This is a genomic window from Streptomyces sp. NPDC111628, from assembly GCF_055635195.1.
On sequence record NZ_JBVKBZ010000005.1, the window covers coordinates 55,501 to 72,018 of the forward strand.

The window sequence follows — 16,518 nt, forward strand, 5'->3', positions numbered from 1 at the left end:
CCGCCCGGTTCTCCGCCTCTCCCCGGCCGCCGCTCAGCTCAGCAGCGGCAGCAGCGCCCCGAGGTCGGCCCGCTCCCCGCTCGCGCTCACCTTCGCCCCGTCCAGGGCGTCCTTCCAGGCCAGCCGTCCGGTGGCGAGCCGGATCCAGGTCAGCGGGTCGGTCTCGACGACGTTGGGCGGGGTGCCCCGGGTGTGCCGGGGGCCCTCGACGCACTGCACGACCGCGTACGGCGGGATCCGCACCTCCGTCGAGCCGCCGGGCGCCTTCACGGCGAGCGCGTCGGCCAGCAGCCGGGTGGCGGCGGCCAGCGCCTGCCGGTCGTACGGGATGTCGAGGCCGGGGACCGCGGTGTTCAGGTCGTCGGTGTGCACGACCAGCTCGACGGTGCGGGTGACGACGTAGTCGGCCAGCGGCAGGGCGCCCGCGCTGGTGGGGAGCAGCCTGCTCCCGGGGTGGGTGTCGAGCCGCTCGGTGAAGCGCCGCTCGACCTCGGCGAGGTGGGCGCCGAGGTCGGGGTGCTCGGCGGCGAGCCGGCGGGCGGTGCCCGCGATGGCGTCCGCGTCGGCGGCGATGGCGAACGGCCAGTCGAGCAGTTGCCCGTCCTGCCGCGCGGGTTCCGGCTCGCCCATCAGCCGGTCCACGGCGGTCAGCGCCATCCCGACGTGCGCGACCAGCTCCCGCACGGTCCAGTCCCCGAGCCGCGTCGGCAGGCCGAGCTGCTCGGGGGTGAGAGTGCGGACGGCCGCCCGCACGTGGCCGAACTGGGCGAGGACGGCGGCACGGGTGCGGACGGGGTCGTAGGCGCGGGGGCGTTTCCTGGCGGGCGGCATGGCGGTGAGCCTAGGCGAGCCCCGCGAGTGGGCGCCTCACCCCTCGGCGGCGGCCTCCCGGATCAACGGCTCGAACACCCGGCGCACATAGGCGTCGAACGGCTCCGTCAACCCGCCGTCGATCACCCGCCGCACTCCGCACTCGCCCGCGAGCTCCTTGAGGGCGGCGCGGGAGTCCGGTCCCACGCCCCCGCCGATGACCATGACGCCGAACTCCCGCGACTGCAGGAGCTTGCGGGCCTCCTCGTCGGTCGTGACCCCCTCCACGTCGAACCCGTCGGCGCGCAGCGTGTCCAGCACCGCCGTCACCCTGAGCCCGGTCCTGCCCAGCACCAGCGTCCTCATGACCGCTCTCCTCCCGTACGCCTTCGGTCCGTCTCCGGTCCGTCTCCGGTACGTCGACCTCGACGTCGCCGACCCTAGAAGCTCAACCGCGCTCGAGGTCAAGCCCGGCCCGCTCGGCCTCCGCCACGTCGAGGTACGCGCCGTTGCGCGGGACGCCGATGCCGCGCCAGGCGAAGGGGACACCCCGCGCGGTGTCCGGGTCGGGGCCGTCCATCAGCTGGAAGTGGACGTGCGGCTCGGTGGAGTTGCCGGAGTTGCCGCACCGGGCGAGGACCTGGCCGGCGCGGACGCGGTCGCCCTCGCGGACGGCGAAGGAGCCTCGCTGGACGTGGGCGTACAGGGCGTGGGTGCCGTCGCCGAGGTCGAGGACGAGGTGGTTGCCGACGATGTGGCGGACCCCCGCCAGCTCCCGTACCGAGCCCTCGACGAGCATCAGGTACAGCAGCGCGGGCAGCGAGGTGCGGCTCAGGTGGTCGCGCCGGCCGTCGTCGGCCCGTACGACCGTGCCGTCGGCCACCGCGAGGAGCGGGGCGCCGAACGCCGGGAAGTCCCGGGGGCGCCGGGCGAGGGGCCACAGGGCGCGGAAGCCGGGGCGGGCGCCGGGCTCGGGTTCGGCGACGAGGTCGATGGCGAAGGTCTGTCCGTAGGCGTGGACGCCGTGGCTCGGGGTGCGGTCGGCCGGGCTGTTCAGCGCGGACCAGCGGCCGGTGACGGGCGGTGCGGTCTCGACGGGTGCGCGGGCCTTGCCGGACGCGTCGGGGGCGCCGCCGTTCCACCGGTTGACCACGGTGATCAGGACGTAGGCGAGGACCAGCGGCAGGAAGACGCACCACCACGGGATCCCGGGGTCGAAGAGGACGCCGATGGCCACCAGGGCCAGGAAGACGAGCTGCAGCACCCGGAAGGTGATCATGGCGAGCTTGCGTGCGGACATTGGTCCTTCCCCTTGCTCGTGACGTTGCTCGTGACGTTGCTCGTGTCGGTCCTGACCGCCCTCGGTCAGTTCCGTGCGATCGACAGCGCCACCAGCAGCGGGACGACCCGCCCCGGCGGCACCTCGTGGCGGCCCCGGCCGGTGGTGTGCAGCCAGCCGGCGCCGGTGAGCTGGCGCAGGTGGTGGTAGATCTGGCCGGTCGTGCCCATTCCGTCCAGCTCGGCCAGCTCGGCGGCGGTGCGTCGCCCGCCGAGAACCTCCCGCAGCAGCCGCAGCCGCACGGGATGCCCCAGCGCGGCGAACACCTCGGCGGACTCGGCCCAGTCGGCGTCCAGCAGCCCCTCGGTCAGCGCGCCGTGCTGCCAGGCGTACTGCTCCCCGGTCGGCAACCGCACCGAGCCGGTGAAGAGGACACCCCCGGCTTCCGCCTCCAGCTCCGTGAGCTGCTCCTTTAGCCCTTCCAGGGCCCAGAGGTCGCCCCCCTGGACGCGAGGCGCGGGGCGGTCGGTGGCTTCCAGCGCGGCGAGGCGCCGTTCGAGGTCGGCTACGCGTTGTTCGAGATGCTGCTCCACTCCGACAGATTACGGAAGTACGTAATTACGTGCAATCCTTGAACGCGGATCACTCGTACGTGCGTCTGGGCGGGGAACCGACCCTCGCCGGCGCCGGAGTGCGAGCACCATGACGGTCATGGCCGAACACCATCCTGAAATGTCGGTGGAAGTGTTCGAAACGATCGCTTCCGGCGCCCCCGAGACCGTCACCCTCGAGTTCCTCGACGGACGCCTCGCGGTCGGGAAGGCAAGGGACGGGGATCACTGCACCGTCGTGTCCTGGCTGGTCAAACGCTGTCTGCAGACCCGGCCCGACCTGAACCTGTGCCAGACACAAGGGTTACGGGTCGACGCCCACCGGCAGAGCCGTGCGCGGCCGGACGCCGTGCTCGCACCCGAGGCTCATTTCGCGGGGCACGGGGAGTGGGCCGACGCGGCCGGGGCGCTCATGGTCGTCGAGGTCACCTCGTACGACTCGGACACCGACCGGCGGGCCCGGTACGTCAAGCCGGCCGCGTACGGGCAAGCCGGGATCCCCCTGTACCTGCTGATCGACCGGGGAAGCTGCACGATTACGGTGCGCAGCAGCCCGGACCGGCAGGTCGGCGGCTACCGGGACGCCCGCGTCACGATGTTCGGCGAGACGTTGGTCCTGCCGGACCCCGTCGGCATCGAACTCGACACGGCGATCCTCAAGAACTACGTGCGCTGAAGCACAGAGGTCCCGTCCGGACGTGTCCGGACGGGACCTCTGCCGCGCAGCGAGCGTGCGACTACGCCAGCAGCCCCGGGATGGTCCCCTCGTGGGCCTCGCGCAGGTCGGTCAGGGGGAGGGTGAACTCGCCCTGGACCTCGACCGCGTCGCCGTCGACCACGCCGATGCGGGTGACGGGCAGCCCGCGGGCGCCGCACATGTCGTTGAAGCGGAGCTCCTCCGAGCGCGGGACGGCGACGACCGCACGGCCCGCCGACTCCGAGAACAGGAAGGTGAAGGCGTCGAGCCCGTCCGGTACGACCAGGCGCGCGCCCTTGCCGCCCAGCAGCGCCGACTCGACGACCGCCTGGACCAGACCGCCGTCGGACAGGTCGTGCGCGGAGTCGATCATGCCGTCGCGGGAGGCGGAGATCAGGATCTCGCCCAGCAGGCGCTCGCGCTCCAGGTCGACCTTCGGGGGCAGGCCGCCGAGGTGGTCGTGGATCACCTGGGACCAGGCCGAGCCGCCGAACTCCTCACGCGTGTCGCCCAGCAGGTACAGCAGCTGGCCGTCCTCCTGGAAGGCGACCGGCGTGCGGCGGGCCACGTCGTCGATGACGCCGAGGACCGCGACCACCGGGGTGGGGTGGATGGCGGCCTCGCCGGTCTGGTTGTAGAGCGAGACGTTGCCGCCGGTCACCGGGGTGCCGAGCTGGAGGCAGCCGTCGGCCAGGCCGCGCACGGCCTCCGCGAACTGCCACATGACCGCCGGGTCCTCCGGCGAGCCGAAGTTCAGGCAGTCGGAGACCGCGAGGGGCTTCGCCCCGGTCGTGGCCACGTTGCGGTAGGCCTCCGCCAGCGCCAGCTGCGCGCCCGTGTACGGGTCGAGCTTGGCGAACCGGCCGTTGCCGTCGGTGGCGATGGCGACACCGAGGCCGGACTCCTCGTCCACCCGGATCATGCCCGAGTCCTCGGGCTGGGCGAGGACGGTGTTGCCCTGCACGAAGTGGTCGTACTGCTGCGTGATCCACTGCTTGGACGCCTGATTGGGCGAGCCGACCAGCTTGAGGACCTGGTCCTTCAGCTCGTCGGACGTGCCCGGCCGCGGCAGCTTGCCCGCGTCGTCGGCCTGGAGGGCGTCCTGCCAGTCGGGGCGGGCGTAGGGGCGCTCGTAGACCGGGCCGTCGTGGGCGACGGTGCGCGGGTCGACGTCGACGATCTTGCCGCCGTGCCAGAAGATCTCGAGGCGGTCGCCGTCGGTGACCTCACCGATCACCGTGGCGATGACGTCCCACTTGTCGCAGATCTCCAGGAAGCGGTCGACCTTCTCCGGCTCCACGACCGCGCACATGCGTTCCTGCGACTCGCTCATGAGGATTTCCTCGGGCGAGAGGGTCGAGTCGCGCAGCGGTACGTCGTCCAGGGTGACGCGCATGCCGCCGGAGCCGTTCGACGCCAGCTCGGACGTGGCGCAGGACAGGCCCGCCGCGCCGAGGTCCTGGATACCGACGACCAGCTTCTCGGCGAACGCCTCCAGGGTGCACTCGATGAGGAGCTTCTCCTGGAAGGGGTCGCCGACCTGGACGGCGGGACGCTTGGACGGCTTCGCGTCGTCGAAGGTCTCGCTCGCCAGGATCGACGCGCCGCCGATGCCGTCGCCGCCGGTGCGGGCGCCGTACAGGATGACCTTGTTGCCCGCGCCGGAGGCCTTCGCGAGGTGGATGTCCTCGTGCCGCATGACGCCGATGGCACCGGCGTTGACCAGCGGGTTGCCCTGGTAGCAGGCGTCGAAGACGACCTCGCCGCCGATGTTGGGCAGGCCCAGGCAGTTGCCGTAGCCGCCGATGCCGGCGACGACGCCCGGCAGGACGCGCTTGGTGTCGGGGTGGTCCGCGGCGCCGAAGCGCAGGGGGTCCACGACGGCGACCGGCCGCGCGCCCATCGCGATGATGTCGCGCACGATGCCGCCGACGCCGGTCGCGGCGCCCTGGTAGGGCTCCACGTACGACGGGTGGTTGTGCGACTCGACCTTGAAGGTGACCGCGTAGCCCTGGCCGACGTCGACCACACCGGCGTTCTCGCCGATGCCGACGAGCATCGCCTCGGACTCGGGGGCCTTCTCGCCGAACTGGCGCAGGTGGACCTTGCTGCTCTTGTACGAGCAGTGCTCGGACCACATGACGGAGTACATGGCCAGCTCCGCGCCGGTGGGGCGGCGGCCGAGGATCTCGACGACCCTCTCGTACTCGTCCTTCTTCAGGCCCAGCTCGGCCCAGGGCAGCTCGACGTCGGGGGTCGCGGTCGCGTGCTCGACCGTGTCCAGAGGCGTCCGGCTCATGCGTTGACCAGCTTCTTGAGGATCGAGGTGAAGAACGGCAGGCCGTCGGTACGGCCCGTACCGATCAGCGACTCGACGGCGTGCTCGGGGTGCGGCATGAGGCCGACGACGTTCCCGGCGGCGTTGGTGATGCCGGCGATGTCGTTGAGCGAACCGTTGGGGTTCATGTCCAGGTAGCGGAAGGCGACCCGCCCCTCGGCCTCCAGCTCGTCCAGCGTGTGCTGGTCGGCGACGTAGCGGCCGTCCATGTTCTTCAGCGGGATGTGGATCTCCTGACCGGCGGTGTAGTCGCTGGTCCAGGAGGTGTCCGCGTTCTCCACCCGCAGCTTCTGGTCGCGGCAGATGAAGTGCAGGTGGTCGTTGCCCAGCATGCCGCCGGGCAGCAGGTGGGCCTCGGTGAGGATCTGGAAGCCGTTGCAGATGCCCAGCACCGGCAGCCCGGCCTTCGCCTGGTCGATGACGGTGTCCATCACCGGCGAGAAGCGCGCGATGGCGCCGGCGCGCAGATAATCGCCGTACGAGAAACCGCCGCACAGCACCACGGCGTCGACCTGCTTGAGGTCCTTGTCCTTGTGCCAGAGAGCGACGGGTTCGGCGCCGGCGACGCGGATCGCGCGCTGCGTGTCCCGGTCGTCGAGAGAGCCAGGGAAAGTGACGACGCCAATACGAGCGGTCACTTCGCCGCCCCCGCGACTACGTCTTCGGACTCGACCTTGACGGTGAAGTCCTCGATCACGGTGTTGGCGAGGAAGGATTCCGCAAGATCATGGATGCGGGCGAGGGCGGCGTCGTCGACCGGCCCGTCCACTTCCAGTTCGAATCGCTTTCCCTGGCGGACGTCCGAGATCCCTTCGAAACCCAGTCGCGGCAGTGCGCGCTGCACCGCCTGGCCCTGGGGGTCGAGGATCTCCGGCTTGAGCATGACGTCGACTACGACGCGTGCCACTGGCACTCCCGGTGTGTGGTGCTGAGCAGGTTCCTTCAGACTACCCGTACAAAATTTCTACGCGCGTAGCCTTGGAGGAAACTACGTGAGCCCAGTCACGATTCGGCATCGGGAGGGGGCGGCCACGAAAAGCTTCGGGAAAGATCCGGGATCGAGCGCGGACACCTATTGCCCGACGGACACGCGGGCAGATTTAGTCGGTCTTCCCATTGCAATGCCGGGCACTGTACAAATGAAATGTCATTAGCCGATACTTTGCCCAATTACAGGCGAACAGTCGGCATCATCGCGGCGTCTCGGCACGTTCGGGCACGTCATCGCGGAGATGCCGCACGAAGGGACCGATATTCGTGGCGCAGCGTGTCGTGGTCACTCTCTTTGACGACATCGACGGCTCGGAAGCGGCGGAGACGATCGCCTTCGGAGTCGACGGCCGGATGTACGAGATCGACCTGAACGAAGCCAATGCCCGGAAACTGCGCAAGGCGCTCGAACCGTACGTCTCGGCCGGCCGCAAGCGCTCCCGGTCCGGCAAGGCCTACCGGCAGACGGAGGTCGCCCCCGACCCGGCGGCGGTCCGCGCCTGGGCCCAGGCGAACAAGATGGACGTGCCCGCGCGGGGCCGGATCCCGAAGAAGGTGTACGAGGCGTTCGCCGAGGCGCGGTGAGCCGTGCGTCCAGTGAACCGGCCTCCAGTGGGCCGGCGTCCGGCGGGAGCGGCCGACGGCCGCTCAGCCGCCCCTCGCGGCAACCGACTTGCGCGGCACCCCGGGTGATCAGCTAAAGTCTGGAGCACGCCGAGGGGCTAGGCCGAAAGGCCCAGCTCACGGAACATGCGGGTGTAGTTCAGTAGTAGAACATCCCCCTTCCAGGGGGAAGGCGCAGTGTGCAATTCCTGTCACCCGCTCTGCACTGCCGTACCGATGACCCGATGGGATCAGGTAGGCTGGTGCTCGCACCGATCAGTGAACTGCTGATCGGGAGCACATGCGGACGTAGCTCAGTTGGTAGAGCGCAACCTTGCCAAGGTTGAGGTCGCGAGTTCGAGCCTCGTCGTCCGCTCGGGAATCAGACCCCGGTCCTCCAGGACCGGGGTCTTTTCGTGTATCCGGTCCCGGGTGCCCCAACGGCTCTGACATTTGTCATGTCCGGTGATGACGGCTCGCACTGTCGTCCCGCCCGGTGCGCCGGAATGCTCGAAGCATGCAGACGAACGAGCACGAACACGTGATTGAGGTCACCGGCCTTCGGCGGGTGTACGGGGGCGGGTTCGAGGCCGTGCGCGGAATCGACTTCTCCGTGCGCCGCGGCGAGGTCTTCGCCCTGCTCGGCACCAACGGCGCCGGCAAGACGTCGACGGTCGAGCTCCTGGAGGGCCTGGCCGCCCCGGCCGGCGGGCGGGTACGGGTCCTCGGGCACGACCCGTACACCGAGCGGGCCGCCGTGCGCCCGCGCACCGGGGTCATGCTCCAGGAGGGCGGCTTCCCCTCCGAGCTGACGGTCGCCGAGACGGCACGGATGTGGGCGGGGTGCGTGAGCGGCGCCCGGCCGCCGGCCGAGGTGCTGGCGCTGGTCGGTCTGGAGTCGAAGACCGACACCCGCGTGAAGCAGCTGTCCGGTGGCCAGCGGCGCCGCCTGGACCTGGCGCTCGCGCTGCTCGGCGACCCCGAGGTGCTCTTCCTCGACGAGCCCAGCACCGGCCTGGACGCCGAAGGCCGCCGGGACACCTGGGAGTTGGTGGCCGCCCTGCGCGACCAGGGCACGACGGTGCTGCTGACCACGCACTACCTGGAGGAGGCCGAACACCTCGCCGACCGGCTCGCGATCATGCACGACGGCCGGATCGCCGCCACCGGCACCCCGGCCGAGGTGACCGCCGCACAGCCGTCCCACATCTCCTTCGAACTGCCCGACGGCTACTTCGTGGGCGACCTGCCGCCGCTCGGCGAACTCGGCGTGAGCGACCACGAGATCGACGGCCGGACGGTGAAGCTGCGCACCAGGGAACTCCAGCGCGCGGCCACCGGCCTGCTGGTGTGGGCCGCGCAGGCCTCGGTGGAGCTGCGCCGCCTGGACGTGCGCTCGGCGTCCCTGGAGGAGGCCTTCCTCAGCATCGCCAAGAAGGTGGCGGCGAGGGCGGACGGCACCGCGACGGACACGACGGGCACGACGGACACGACGAAGAAGGAGTACGCGGCATGAGCGCCACGGACGCACCGGCCCGCGCGAAGGGTCCCGCCCGGACGGCGGCCACCACGCCGAGAAGCCGCATGACCGCCCTCGCCCGCGCCGAGCTGACCCTGCTCGGGCGGAACAAGGGCACCGTCTTCGCCGCGCTGTTCATCCCCTTCGTGATGCCGTTCAGCGTGCGGGCGGGAGCCGAGGAGATGGACCTCGGCAAGGCGGGGCTGACCATCGGCACGCTCGTGCTGCCCGCCGCGATCGGCTTCTCCCTGCTGTTCGCCGTCTACTCGGCCCTCGTCGGCGTGTTCGTCGTCCGGCGCGAGGAACTCGTCCTCAAGCGGCTGCGCACCGGCGAGCTGCGGGACGCGGAGATCCTCGCCGGATCCGCCCTGCCGGCCGTGCTCAGCGGGCTGGTGCAGTCCCTGCTGCTCGCGGTGGGCTGCGCGGTCCTGCTCGACCTGCCGGCACCGTCCGCACCCCTGCTGAGCGTCGTCGGCCTGCTGCTGGGCCTGCTGATGTGCGCCGCGCTCGCGGCCGTCACCGCGAGCTTCACCAGGACCGGCGAGAGCGCGCAGGTCACGCCGCTGCCGTTCACGTTCGTCTCGATGCTCGCCTCCGGCCTGTTCTTCCCGCTGGAGCTGCTGCCCGACCGGGTGGCCTCGGTGTGCGAGCTGCTGCCGCTGACCCCCGTCGTCACCCTGGTGCGCGGCGGCTGGACCGGCGACCTGTCGGCGGCCGAGACACTGGGCGCCGTGGCGACGGCGGTGGCCTGGACCGTGCTCGCGGTGTTTGCTGTACGGCGGCGGTTCCGGTGGGAGCCGCGGCACTGACGTGCGAGTCGAGCGGGAGTGGCGGACGGATGCGCAGGCCGGGCGGATGGTGGCGGCTCAAGAGCACGCCGGAGAAGGTGGAGACGTACACGCGGTGGTCGTTCCACTTCTTCGGGGTCATCGAGATCCTCGCGCTGGGGGTGTCCGCCTACGGCCGGACCGGCGCGGGGCTCGCCACCGTGCTGTGCCTGCTGGTCACCGCGCACGCCGCGGTCTGCATGCTGGTCTCGTCCCGGGCGCTGGACTGGACGCGCGGACGGCGCCCGCAGCCCGTGCGGCAGATGTGGGCGCTCGTCGTCGTCTCCGCCGTCGTCTCGGCCACCGCGGTCGTGATCGCGGAGCGCGGACCGTCCGGTGAGGTGGAGACCGCGGCGGGCTCGGTCTACGGCGGGGTCCTGTGCTACGCAGCCGGTGTCATCACGCTCGGGGTGCGGGGGCGGCGGCGCAGGGTCGCCGTCGTCGGGGCCTTCGCGGTGGGCGCCGGGCTCCTGACGTTCCCGCTGGAGATGCCCCTGCTCGCGTCGGTCGTGCTGGCCGGCCTGGTGATGGTGACCGGCGGGTTCCTCGCCGTCACCTCGATCTTCTCCCTCTGGCTGCTCAACGCGGTCTACGCGCTCGACGACGCCAAGGAGACCCGGGTCAGGCTCGCCGTCGCCGAGGAGCGGCTGCGGTTCGGCCGGGACCTGCACGACGTGATGGGCCGGAACCTGGCGGTGATCGCGCTCAAGAGCGAGCTGGCCGTCCAGTTGTCCCGGCGCGGGCGGCCCGAGGCGGTGGAGCAGATGATCGAGGTGCAGCGCATCGCCCAGGAGTCGCAGCGCGAGGTCCGGGACGTCGTGCGCGGCTACCGGGAGGCCGCCCTGGAGGTCGAACTGGCCGGCGCCCGGGGGGTGCTCTCGGCGGCGGGCATCGCCGCGAAGGTCACCGGGGACACGTCCGGCCTGCCCCCCAAGGTGCAGTCGGCGCTCGGCTGGGTGGTGCGGGAGGCGACCACGAACGTGCTGCGGCACGGGGACGCGAAGAAGGTCGCGGTGACGGTGCGGATGTCGGAAGGACGTGCGGTGCTGACGGTGGAGAACGACGGGGTGTCCGAGGCGACGGGCGAAGGGCCCCCGGCGGGTCCGGGCGGCTCCGGGCTCGCGGGGCTGCGGGAGCGGCTCTCCGCGGTGGACGGGACGCTGGAGGCGGGGCCCGTCGGCAAGGGCGTGTTCCGGCTGACGGCCGAGGTGCCGCTGCCGGACACCGCGGCCGGGGCCGCGCTGGAGGTCGCGTCGTGACGACGACCGTGCGCGTCCTGCTCGCCGACGACGAGCACCTCATCCGCGGGGCCCTGGCGGCCCTGCTGTCCCTGGAGGACGACCTGGTCGTCGTCGCCGAGGCGGCCACCGGTCCCGAGGCCCTGGCGATGGCCCGGGCACACGCGCCGGACGTCGCCGTACTGGACCTCCAGATGCCCGGCGCCGACGGTGTGAAGGTCGCCACATCGCTGCGGGCCGAGCTGCCCGCCTGCAAGGTGCTGATCGTGACCAGTCACGGGCGCCCGGGGCATCTCAAACGGGCCCTGGCGGCGGGGGTGCGCGGGTTCGTCCCCAAGACGGTCAGCGCCCAGCGGCTCGCCGAGCTGATCCGCACGGTGCACGCCGGAAACCGGTACGTCGACCCCGAGTTGGCCGCCGACGCGATCTCCGCCGGGGACTCGCCGCTGACCGCGCGCGAGGCCGAGGTGCTGGAGCACGCCGCCGACGGGGCGCCCGTCGCGGAGATCGCCGAGCGGGCCGCGCTCGCCGAGGGGACCGTACGGAACTACCTGTCGTCGGCCGCGAGCAAGCTCGGTGCGGAGAACCGGCACGCGGCGGTGCGGCTCGCGAGGGAGCGCGGTTGGGTATAGTGGCTGTCGCGCCACGGAGAAATCCACGGCACGCAGTGCGAACGTAGCTCAGTTGGTAGAGCGCAACCTTGCCAAGGTTGAGGTCGCGAGTTCGAACCTCGTCGTTCGCTCCGAATGAGAAGCCCCCCGGTTCCGACCGGGGGGCTTCTTCGTGTGCGGCCTTCCGCCGCTACGACCAGCTCTGGCCGGTCAGAAGCTCGTACGCCTCCACGTACTTGGCGCGGGTGGCGTCCACGACCTGCTGCGGCAGCGGCGGCGGGGGCTGCTCGCTCTTCCGGTCCCAGCCGGACTCCGCCGAGGTCAGCCAGTCCCGCACGAACTGCTTGTCGTACGACGGCTGCGCGCGGCCCGGCTGCCACCGGTCGGCCGGCCAGAAGCGGGAGGAGTCCGGGGTGAGGACCTCGTCGGCGAGGACCAGGTCGTCCCCGTCGAAGCCGAACTCGAACTTGGTGTCCGCGAGGACGATGCCGCGCTCGCGGGCGATGTCCCGGGCGCGGGAGTAGACGGCGAGGGTGGCCTGGCGCAGGGCGGCGGCGGTGTCGGCGCCGACCTGGCGGGCGACCTCCTCGTAGGAGACGTTCTCGTCGTGCTCGCCGACCTCGGCCTTGGTGGCCGGGGTGAAGATCGGGGCGGGCAGCTCCGAGCCGTCGACGAGGCCCTCGGGCAGGGCGAGGCCGCAGACGGTGCGGGTCTCGTCGTACTCCACCAGGCCGGAGCCGGTGAGGTAGCCGCGGGCCACGCACTCCACGGGGACCATTCGCAGCGACTTGCAGACCAGGGCGCGGCCCGCCCAGTCGGCGGGGGCGCCGGGGGGCAGCTCGGTGCTCAGGACGTGGTTGGGGGCCAGATCGGCGAGCTGGTCGAACCACCACAGGGAGAGCTGGGTCAGGACCCGGCCCTTGTCGGGGATCTCGGTCGGCAGCACCCAGTCGTAGGCGGAGATGCGGTCGCTGGCGACCATCACGAGGTCGCCCGCCTCGTTCCGGTACAGCTCGCGCACCTTGCCGGTGTGCAGATGCACCAGACCCGGAACCTGGATCGGCTCGGGCTTTTCAACGAATCCGGACACGGTTCCTCCCCGTGGTTCTGAACAATACGTCGATTGTCCCGTACGTCGGGGGGAGGGCGACCGGCGGGGCGGCGGGGTGCGGGTGCGCGGCTCAGTCCCGTTTGCAGATGCGGTCCAGGAGGTTGGCGGTGGCGCGCTGGACCCGCGGGTCGACGTGGCCGGGGCGGTCCAGGGCCGGGGACCAGGCGAACGTGCCGGACGCGAAGACCCAGGCGCCCGACGGGGCCCGGTACAGCGACGTCTCCTGGTGGCGCCGGACGCCGTCCACGTCGGTGTACGGGGAGTGGGCGAGCAGGACCCGCTCGTCGTGCCCGGGGAGCGCGGTGCGCGGGAAGTAGCGGTCGGCCTCGCCCGCCACCAGGTCCTCGATCTCGTCGCCCTCGTGCGCCCCGGTGGCCTCCCAGAGCCAGTGACCGGCGTTGCGGACGACCATCGGGTGGGGTTCGGGGACACGGCCGGCGTACTGGATGCCGAGCAGCTGCTGCTCGGGGCGGTCGATCTCCCGCCACAGCGCGGGCCGGCCGGGGCCCTTGCGTTTGCGGCAGGTCAGCAGGCGGTCGGCGACGCCGGAGGGAGAGGGGGCCAGCTCCACCTGCCAGTACATGGTGTTGGCGGAGAGGAAGACCAGGGACGTGCCCCGGTCGCGGGCCCGTTCCGCGGTGCGGCGCATGGCGGTGGACCAGTACTCGTCGTGGCCGGGGAAGACCAGTCCCCGGTAACGGGCCGGGTCGACCCGGCCGGAGTGCAGGTCGCGGGCGTCGGCGTAGGCGAGGTCGTAGCCGTAGCGCTCGGCGAAGCGGATGAAGTCGTAGGCGTGGCCCACGTGGAGGGGCAGCCCGGCGCCCGCGTACGGGCGGTCGAAGGAGACGGTCGTCGCGGCGTCCGCCTCGCCGAGGAGCCGGCCCTCCTCGTCCCAGGCGTGGTAGAGGCTGGCACCGGTGCGGCCGTCCTCGGGATAGAGGTTGTACGCCTGCCAGGTGACGTCCGGCAGGACGAGGAGCAGGTCGGCCGGGTGGTCGTCGCGGACCGTGAAGGGGACGTGGGAGCGGTAGCCGTCGGCGGTGGTGAGCACGGCCACGTACGCGCCGATGTTCCAGTACGTGGGGATCTGCAGGCGCCAGGACAGCCACCAGTGGTGGCAGGAGACCGTGCGGTCGGCGGCGAGCGGCGGGGGCTGGACGATGCCGGACAGGCGGGGGCTGGTGGTGATCTTGGCGGCGCCGTCGCCGCCGTAGTGCCCGATCCGGTAGACGTCGACGCTGAACTGCTGCGGCGGGTCGACGGTGACGTGGAAGTCGATGGCCTCGCCGGGGGCGGCGGCTCCCGTCGCGGTGAAGCCCTTGATCTGGCGGCGGACGTCGTCCGCGGCGCGGGGTCCGGTCTCGGCCCCGGTGCGGTCCTGGTCCGCGTACCAGGCGACCACCTGGCCGGTGTCGCCGAAGTACGTCTCGCCGCCGCGCAGCCAGGGGACCGGCCCCTGCCCGAAGGGGTCCGTCACGGCGTGCGCGAGTGCTCCCGACTCCCAACGGCGGATCTGCTCGGAGCCCATGGGACAGTCCCCTCCCTCGTGCCCCCGTGGTCGTGCGTATGACGAACGCCTTTGCCATGTGCGCGATCGGTCCCAGCACATCACATTTCGCACGCGGGCTGTCACTGTTCGTCGCGAACTGGCCGAAAGTGGAATGGGAGGGTCCGATTCGTCGGAGTCCGGGGTCAGACCAGGCGCACCGGCTTCTCGGGACGTATGCCGAGGTCGGTCATCCAGGCGCGCAGCGGACCCGGGTCGCCGGTCTCGACGAGGCTGAGCACGCTGGGCGCCAGGTCCGCGGTGCGGGCGCCGTCGAAGAGGAGCGAGGGCCCGTCGAGCCAGTCGAGGCCGGGGGCCGCCCCGGCGGTGTCCATCGCCGCGCAGCACACCATCGCCGTGATGTGCGCGGTGAGGATCTCGCGCCCGGTGCGCGGGGGCTGGAGCGGGAGAAGGGGGAGCGCGCGGTCGTCCCAGAGGGCCGCGTCGGGACCGGCTCCGGCCCCGGCTCCCGGTTGCGGGGTCGGCGAGGGGGACCCGACCGCGGCGGGCGGCGCCTCGGCCTCCTCACGGGCCAGCTGCGCAGTGAGCCCGGCGGCCAGGGCGGCGCCGCGGGCGGTGGTACCGGCGAGATCGTCCTCGTCGTCCTCGTCCTCGTCGTCGGCGGCGGCGTCGGCGGCGGCGGCGTGGTCGCCGTACGACACGTGCGGGGCCTCGTCGTCGCCGTACGGCACATGGGGGTGCGGGGTGCCGACGGGGGCGTCCGCGTCGGCGCCGGCGGCAGGGGTGACGGTGACCGCGTGGTCCGGGGTCGTGAGGTGGTCCAGGACGCGGGCGAGGGTCGGGCCGTCCGTGCCCGCTGCCACACCCTCGGCGGCGCGGCGGACGCCCAGGGTGTCCAGTACGCGGTGCAGGCGGGCCGCCTCCGTGCGCCAGGTCCGGTCGACGACCTCCTCGGGATACTCGTCCCACCCCACCGGCGACCAGTCCGGGCCGGTCTCGGCGGGCCCGCCGTGGAAGAGACGCGCGGCGAGGAGCGAGACCGCCTCGTCCATCACCCCGGGCTCCTCCAGCAGGTCACAGGCGGGGCGCTCACCCAGGCGGGAGGCGAAGCCCTCGGCCAGGCGGTCCCGGCGCGACAGCTCCGTGAGGGCGGCGACGACACCGACGTCCAGCCGGGAGGGCCAGCGGCCCATCCGCCAGGCGGGCAGCGCCACCCGGGTCAGCAGCCGGTCCCAGCCCGCATAGGCGAGCCCGACCTGCTCCTGCGCGACGATTCGCAGTCCGTAGTCCACAGCCTGTGCACGCTCGGCGGCCGCGGCCGCGACCCCGCGCTCCATCTCGGTCGCGTCCCCCCGGCAGCTCCGCAGCAGCAGCCGGGACACCCAGCCGAGGCCCGCGCACACCAGGCGGGACAGCGGATCCCGCCGGCCCGCCGAGGCCACCGCCACCGCGGCGTCCAGGCCCCGTATGAAACGCCGGGCCGCGGCTATGTCGGGGTGCGCCGAGGGCCCCGTACCGGCGACGACCGGGGCGAGGACGGCGCGCAGCTCGCCCACCCGCATCCACCACAGGAACGGTGAGCCGATGACCAGGACGGGCGCGGCGGCCGCGCTCCGGCGGTGGGGGGGCCCGCTCAGGCCGCCCAGGTCGTCGTCGTGCTTCTCCACCGGGGGCGGGCCGTGGGCCGGGTGGGTGCGGTCCTCCAGCCAGCTGTCGCAGTCCGGGGTGAGCGCTATCGCGGAGGGCGCGGGGACGTCGAGGCGGTCGGCCAGGTCGCGCACCATCCGGTAGAGGTCGGGCGCCGACTCCTCGGCGACCGTGACCGTGGGGGTCACCGCGGGCCGGGAGCGCGCCACGACCAGGGCGACTCCGGCGGCGGCCGGCAGGACGAGCAGCGCGAGGGCGGACACGACCCAGCGCAGGACGTCCCAGGCGGCGCCCGCCAGGTGCCCGGTCGAGCCGCCGACCAGGAGGATCACCGCGACCGCGGCGGGCAGCAGGGCCACGGCCAGCGCGCGGCTGCGGACCCGCAGCACCGCCAGGGCCCGGGAACGCGCGGCCTGAGCACCCATCTCCACACCACCGATACCGGTCACGGCCGGACCTCACCCCCTCATCGCTGTCCTGTCTGTCCTGGACCGTCCTGCTGCTCTTGCGTGCTTCCGCTCTTGCTCACTCCACCCACTGTGGCACCCGGCACTGACATCGCAATGCCGGTGGGCCAAGTGCCGGAACGCTTGCGCGGCACCATAGTTGGGGCCCCCGCCCCCGTCAGCCGTATGGCCCATCGGTCACCCGATGGAATGGCTTTGGGGAAAGGTGGAGACGGACAGCAAAGGTCAGGCCCCGACTCCTGAGACGGAGCCGGGGCCTGCCG

At 72.3% G+C, this 16,518-nt stretch carries 16 protein-coding genes and 3 tRNA genes; 9 read left to right on the forward strand and 10 right to left on the reverse strand.

The annotated features are described in order from the left end of the window. Positions 1-33: 33 nt before the first annotated feature. The 4 genes from ACZ7MF_RS26025 to ACZ7MF_RS26040 form a co-directional block, all read right to left on the reverse strand. Entirely contained in the window at positions 34-831 is a 798-nt protein-coding gene (locus ACZ7MF_RS26025) for a maleylpyruvate isomerase family mycothiol-dependent enzyme (protein WP_471480196.1), read from the reverse strand. A 36-nt stretch (positions 832-867) separates the two neighbouring features. Next, positions 868-1,176 (reverse strand): hypothetical protein, encoded by a 309-nt coding sequence (locus ACZ7MF_RS26030; RefSeq protein WP_471480198.1) that lies wholly within the window; start codon positions 1,174-1,176, stop codon positions 868-870. A gap of 82 nt (positions 1,177-1,258) precedes the next feature. Further along, positions 1,259-2,110, reverse strand: coding sequence for a M23 family metallopeptidase (locus tag ACZ7MF_RS26035; RefSeq protein ID WP_471480200.1), 852 nt, complete (start codon positions 2,108-2,110; stop codon positions 1,259-1,261). 65 nt (positions 2,111-2,175) lie between these two features. Next, positions 2,176-2,682 carry an ArsR/SmtB family transcription factor gene (locus ACZ7MF_RS26040; protein WP_471480201.1) on the reverse strand — a complete coding sequence of 169 codons (507 nt, stop codon included), beginning with the start codon at positions 2,680-2,682 and terminating at the stop codon, positions 2,176-2,178. Positions 2,683-2,791: 109 nt separating this feature from the next. Between ACZ7MF_RS26040 and ACZ7MF_RS26045 the strand changes: the two genes are divergently transcribed. Then, entirely contained in the window at positions 2,792-3,376 is a 585-nt protein-coding gene (locus tag ACZ7MF_RS26045; RefSeq protein WP_471480203.1) for a Uma2 family endonuclease, read from the forward strand. 61 nt (positions 3,377-3,437) lie between these two features. On the opposite strand, the gene purL is transcribed toward ACZ7MF_RS26045, so the two are convergent. The 3 genes from purL to purS are packed head-to-tail and all read right to left on the reverse strand — an operon-like array spanning position 3,438 to position 6,642. Then, complete coding sequence (gene purL, locus ACZ7MF_RS26050; RefSeq protein ID WP_471480205.1) at positions 3,438-5,696, reverse strand: phosphoribosylformylglycinamidine synthase subunit PurL; 2,259 nt, start codon at positions 5,694-5,696, stop codon at positions 3,438-3,440. After that, a complete protein-coding gene (purQ, locus tag ACZ7MF_RS26055) occupies positions 5,693-6,373 on the reverse strand; it encodes a phosphoribosylformylglycinamidine synthase subunit PurQ (RefSeq protein ID WP_356867795.1) in 681 nt (226 codons plus the stop codon). Before purQ ends, purL begins: the two co-directional genes overlap by 4 nt. Further along, complete coding sequence (gene purS / locus ACZ7MF_RS26060; protein WP_003974895.1) at positions 6,370-6,642, reverse strand: phosphoribosylformylglycinamidine synthase subunit PurS; 273 nt, start codon at positions 6,640-6,642, stop codon at positions 6,370-6,372. The genes purQ and purS overlap by 4 nt, the downstream gene beginning before the upstream one ends. A 350-nt stretch (positions 6,643-6,992) precedes the next feature. Here purS and ACZ7MF_RS26065 point away from each other — a divergent pair, with 350 nt between their 5' ends. From ACZ7MF_RS26065 to ACZ7MF_RS26100, 8 genes are all read left to right on the forward strand, one after another. Further along, the gene (locus tag ACZ7MF_RS26065) at positions 6,993-7,310 is read left to right on the forward strand and encodes a histone-like nucleoid-structuring protein Lsr2 (protein ID WP_003974896.1); all 318 of its coding nucleotides are present in this window, start codon (positions 6,993-6,995) and stop codon (positions 7,308-7,310) included. Between the two features lie 167 nt (positions 7,311-7,477). Continuing rightward, a tRNA-Gly gene (locus ACZ7MF_RS26070) sits at positions 7,478-7,549 on the forward strand. A gap of 82 nt (positions 7,550-7,631) precedes the next feature. Then, positions 7,632-7,704 (forward strand) — tRNA-Gly (locus ACZ7MF_RS26075). Positions 7,705-7,845: 141 nt separating this feature from the next. Beyond that, positions 7,846-8,844, forward strand: coding sequence for an ABC transporter ATP-binding protein (locus tag ACZ7MF_RS26080; RefSeq protein ID WP_471480207.1), 999 nt, complete (start codon positions 7,846-7,848; stop codon positions 8,842-8,844). Then, positions 8,841-9,656, forward strand: a complete 816-nt coding sequence (locus ACZ7MF_RS26085; protein WP_356867790.1) for an ABC transporter permease — start codon at positions 8,841-8,843, stop codon at positions 9,654-9,656. The genes ACZ7MF_RS26080 and ACZ7MF_RS26085 overlap by 4 nt, the downstream gene beginning before the upstream one ends. 29 nt (positions 9,657-9,685) lie before the next feature. Continuing rightward, a complete protein-coding gene (locus ACZ7MF_RS26090) occupies positions 9,686-10,933 on the forward strand; it encodes a sensor histidine kinase (protein WP_471480209.1) in 1,248 nt (415 codons plus the stop codon). Further along, on the forward strand, positions 10,930-11,544 hold the full coding sequence (locus ACZ7MF_RS26095) for a response regulator transcription factor (protein WP_059302871.1): 615 nt from the start codon (positions 10,930-10,932) through the stop codon (positions 11,542-11,544). The genes ACZ7MF_RS26090 and ACZ7MF_RS26095 overlap by 4 nt, the downstream gene beginning before the upstream one ends. 37 nt (positions 11,545-11,581) lie before the next feature. Beyond that, positions 11,582-11,654: transfer RNA gene (locus ACZ7MF_RS26100), tRNA-Gly, on the forward strand. A 59-nt stretch (positions 11,655-11,713) separates the two neighbouring features. Here ACZ7MF_RS26100 and ACZ7MF_RS26105 read toward each other — a convergent pair. The 3 genes from ACZ7MF_RS26105 to ACZ7MF_RS26115 form a co-directional block, all read right to left on the reverse strand. Further along, positions 11,714-12,613 (reverse strand): phosphoribosylaminoimidazolesuccinocarboxamide synthase, encoded by a 900-nt coding sequence (locus tag ACZ7MF_RS26105; RefSeq protein ID WP_356867786.1) that lies wholly within the window; start codon positions 12,611-12,613, stop codon positions 11,714-11,716. 91 nt (positions 12,614-12,704) lie between these two features. Continuing rightward, positions 12,705-14,162, reverse strand: coding sequence for a N,N-dimethylformamidase beta subunit family domain-containing protein (locus ACZ7MF_RS26110; RefSeq protein WP_471480211.1), 1,458 nt, complete (start codon positions 14,160-14,162; stop codon positions 12,705-12,707). 164 nt (positions 14,163-14,326) lie between these two features. Further along, positions 14,327-16,237, reverse strand: coding sequence for a hypothetical protein (locus ACZ7MF_RS26115; RefSeq protein ID WP_471480213.1), 1,911 nt, complete (start codon positions 16,235-16,237; stop codon positions 14,327-14,329). Positions 16,238-16,518 lie beyond the last annotated feature (281 nt).

Bases quoted from the DNA above. Each gene is read 5' to 3' on its own strand.
- ACZ7MF_RS26025 (WP_471480196.1), bottom strand. From the start codon at position 831: ATGCCGCCCGCCAGGAAACGCCCCCGCGCCTACGACCCCGTCCGCACC.
- ACZ7MF_RS26030 (WP_471480198.1), bottom strand. From the start codon at position 1,176: ATGAGGACGCTGGTGCTGGGCAGGACCGGGCTCAGGGTGACGGCGGTG.
- ACZ7MF_RS26035 (WP_471480200.1), bottom strand. From the start codon at position 2,110: ATGTCCGCACGCAAGCTCGCCATGATCACCTTCCGGGTGCTGCAGCTC.
- ACZ7MF_RS26045 (WP_471480203.1), top strand. From the start codon at position 2,792: ATGACGGTCATGGCCGAACACCATCCTGAAATGTCGGTGGAAGTGTTC.
- purL (WP_471480205.1), bottom strand. From the start codon at position 5,696: ATGAGCCGGACGCCTCTGGACACGGTCGAGCACGCGACCGCGACCCCC.
- ACZ7MF_RS26080 (WP_471480207.1), top strand. From the start codon at position 7,846: ATGCAGACGAACGAGCACGAACACGTGATTGAGGTCACCGGCCTTCGG.
- ACZ7MF_RS26085 (WP_356867790.1), top strand. From the start codon at position 8,841: ATGAGCGCCACGGACGCACCGGCCCGCGCGAAGGGTCCCGCCCGGACG.
- ACZ7MF_RS26090 (WP_471480209.1), top strand. From the start codon at position 9,686: ATGCGCAGGCCGGGCGGATGGTGGCGGCTCAAGAGCACGCCGGAGAAG.
- ACZ7MF_RS26110 (WP_471480211.1), bottom strand. From the start codon at position 14,162: ATGGGCTCCGAGCAGATCCGCCGTTGGGAGTCGGGAGCACTCGCGCAC.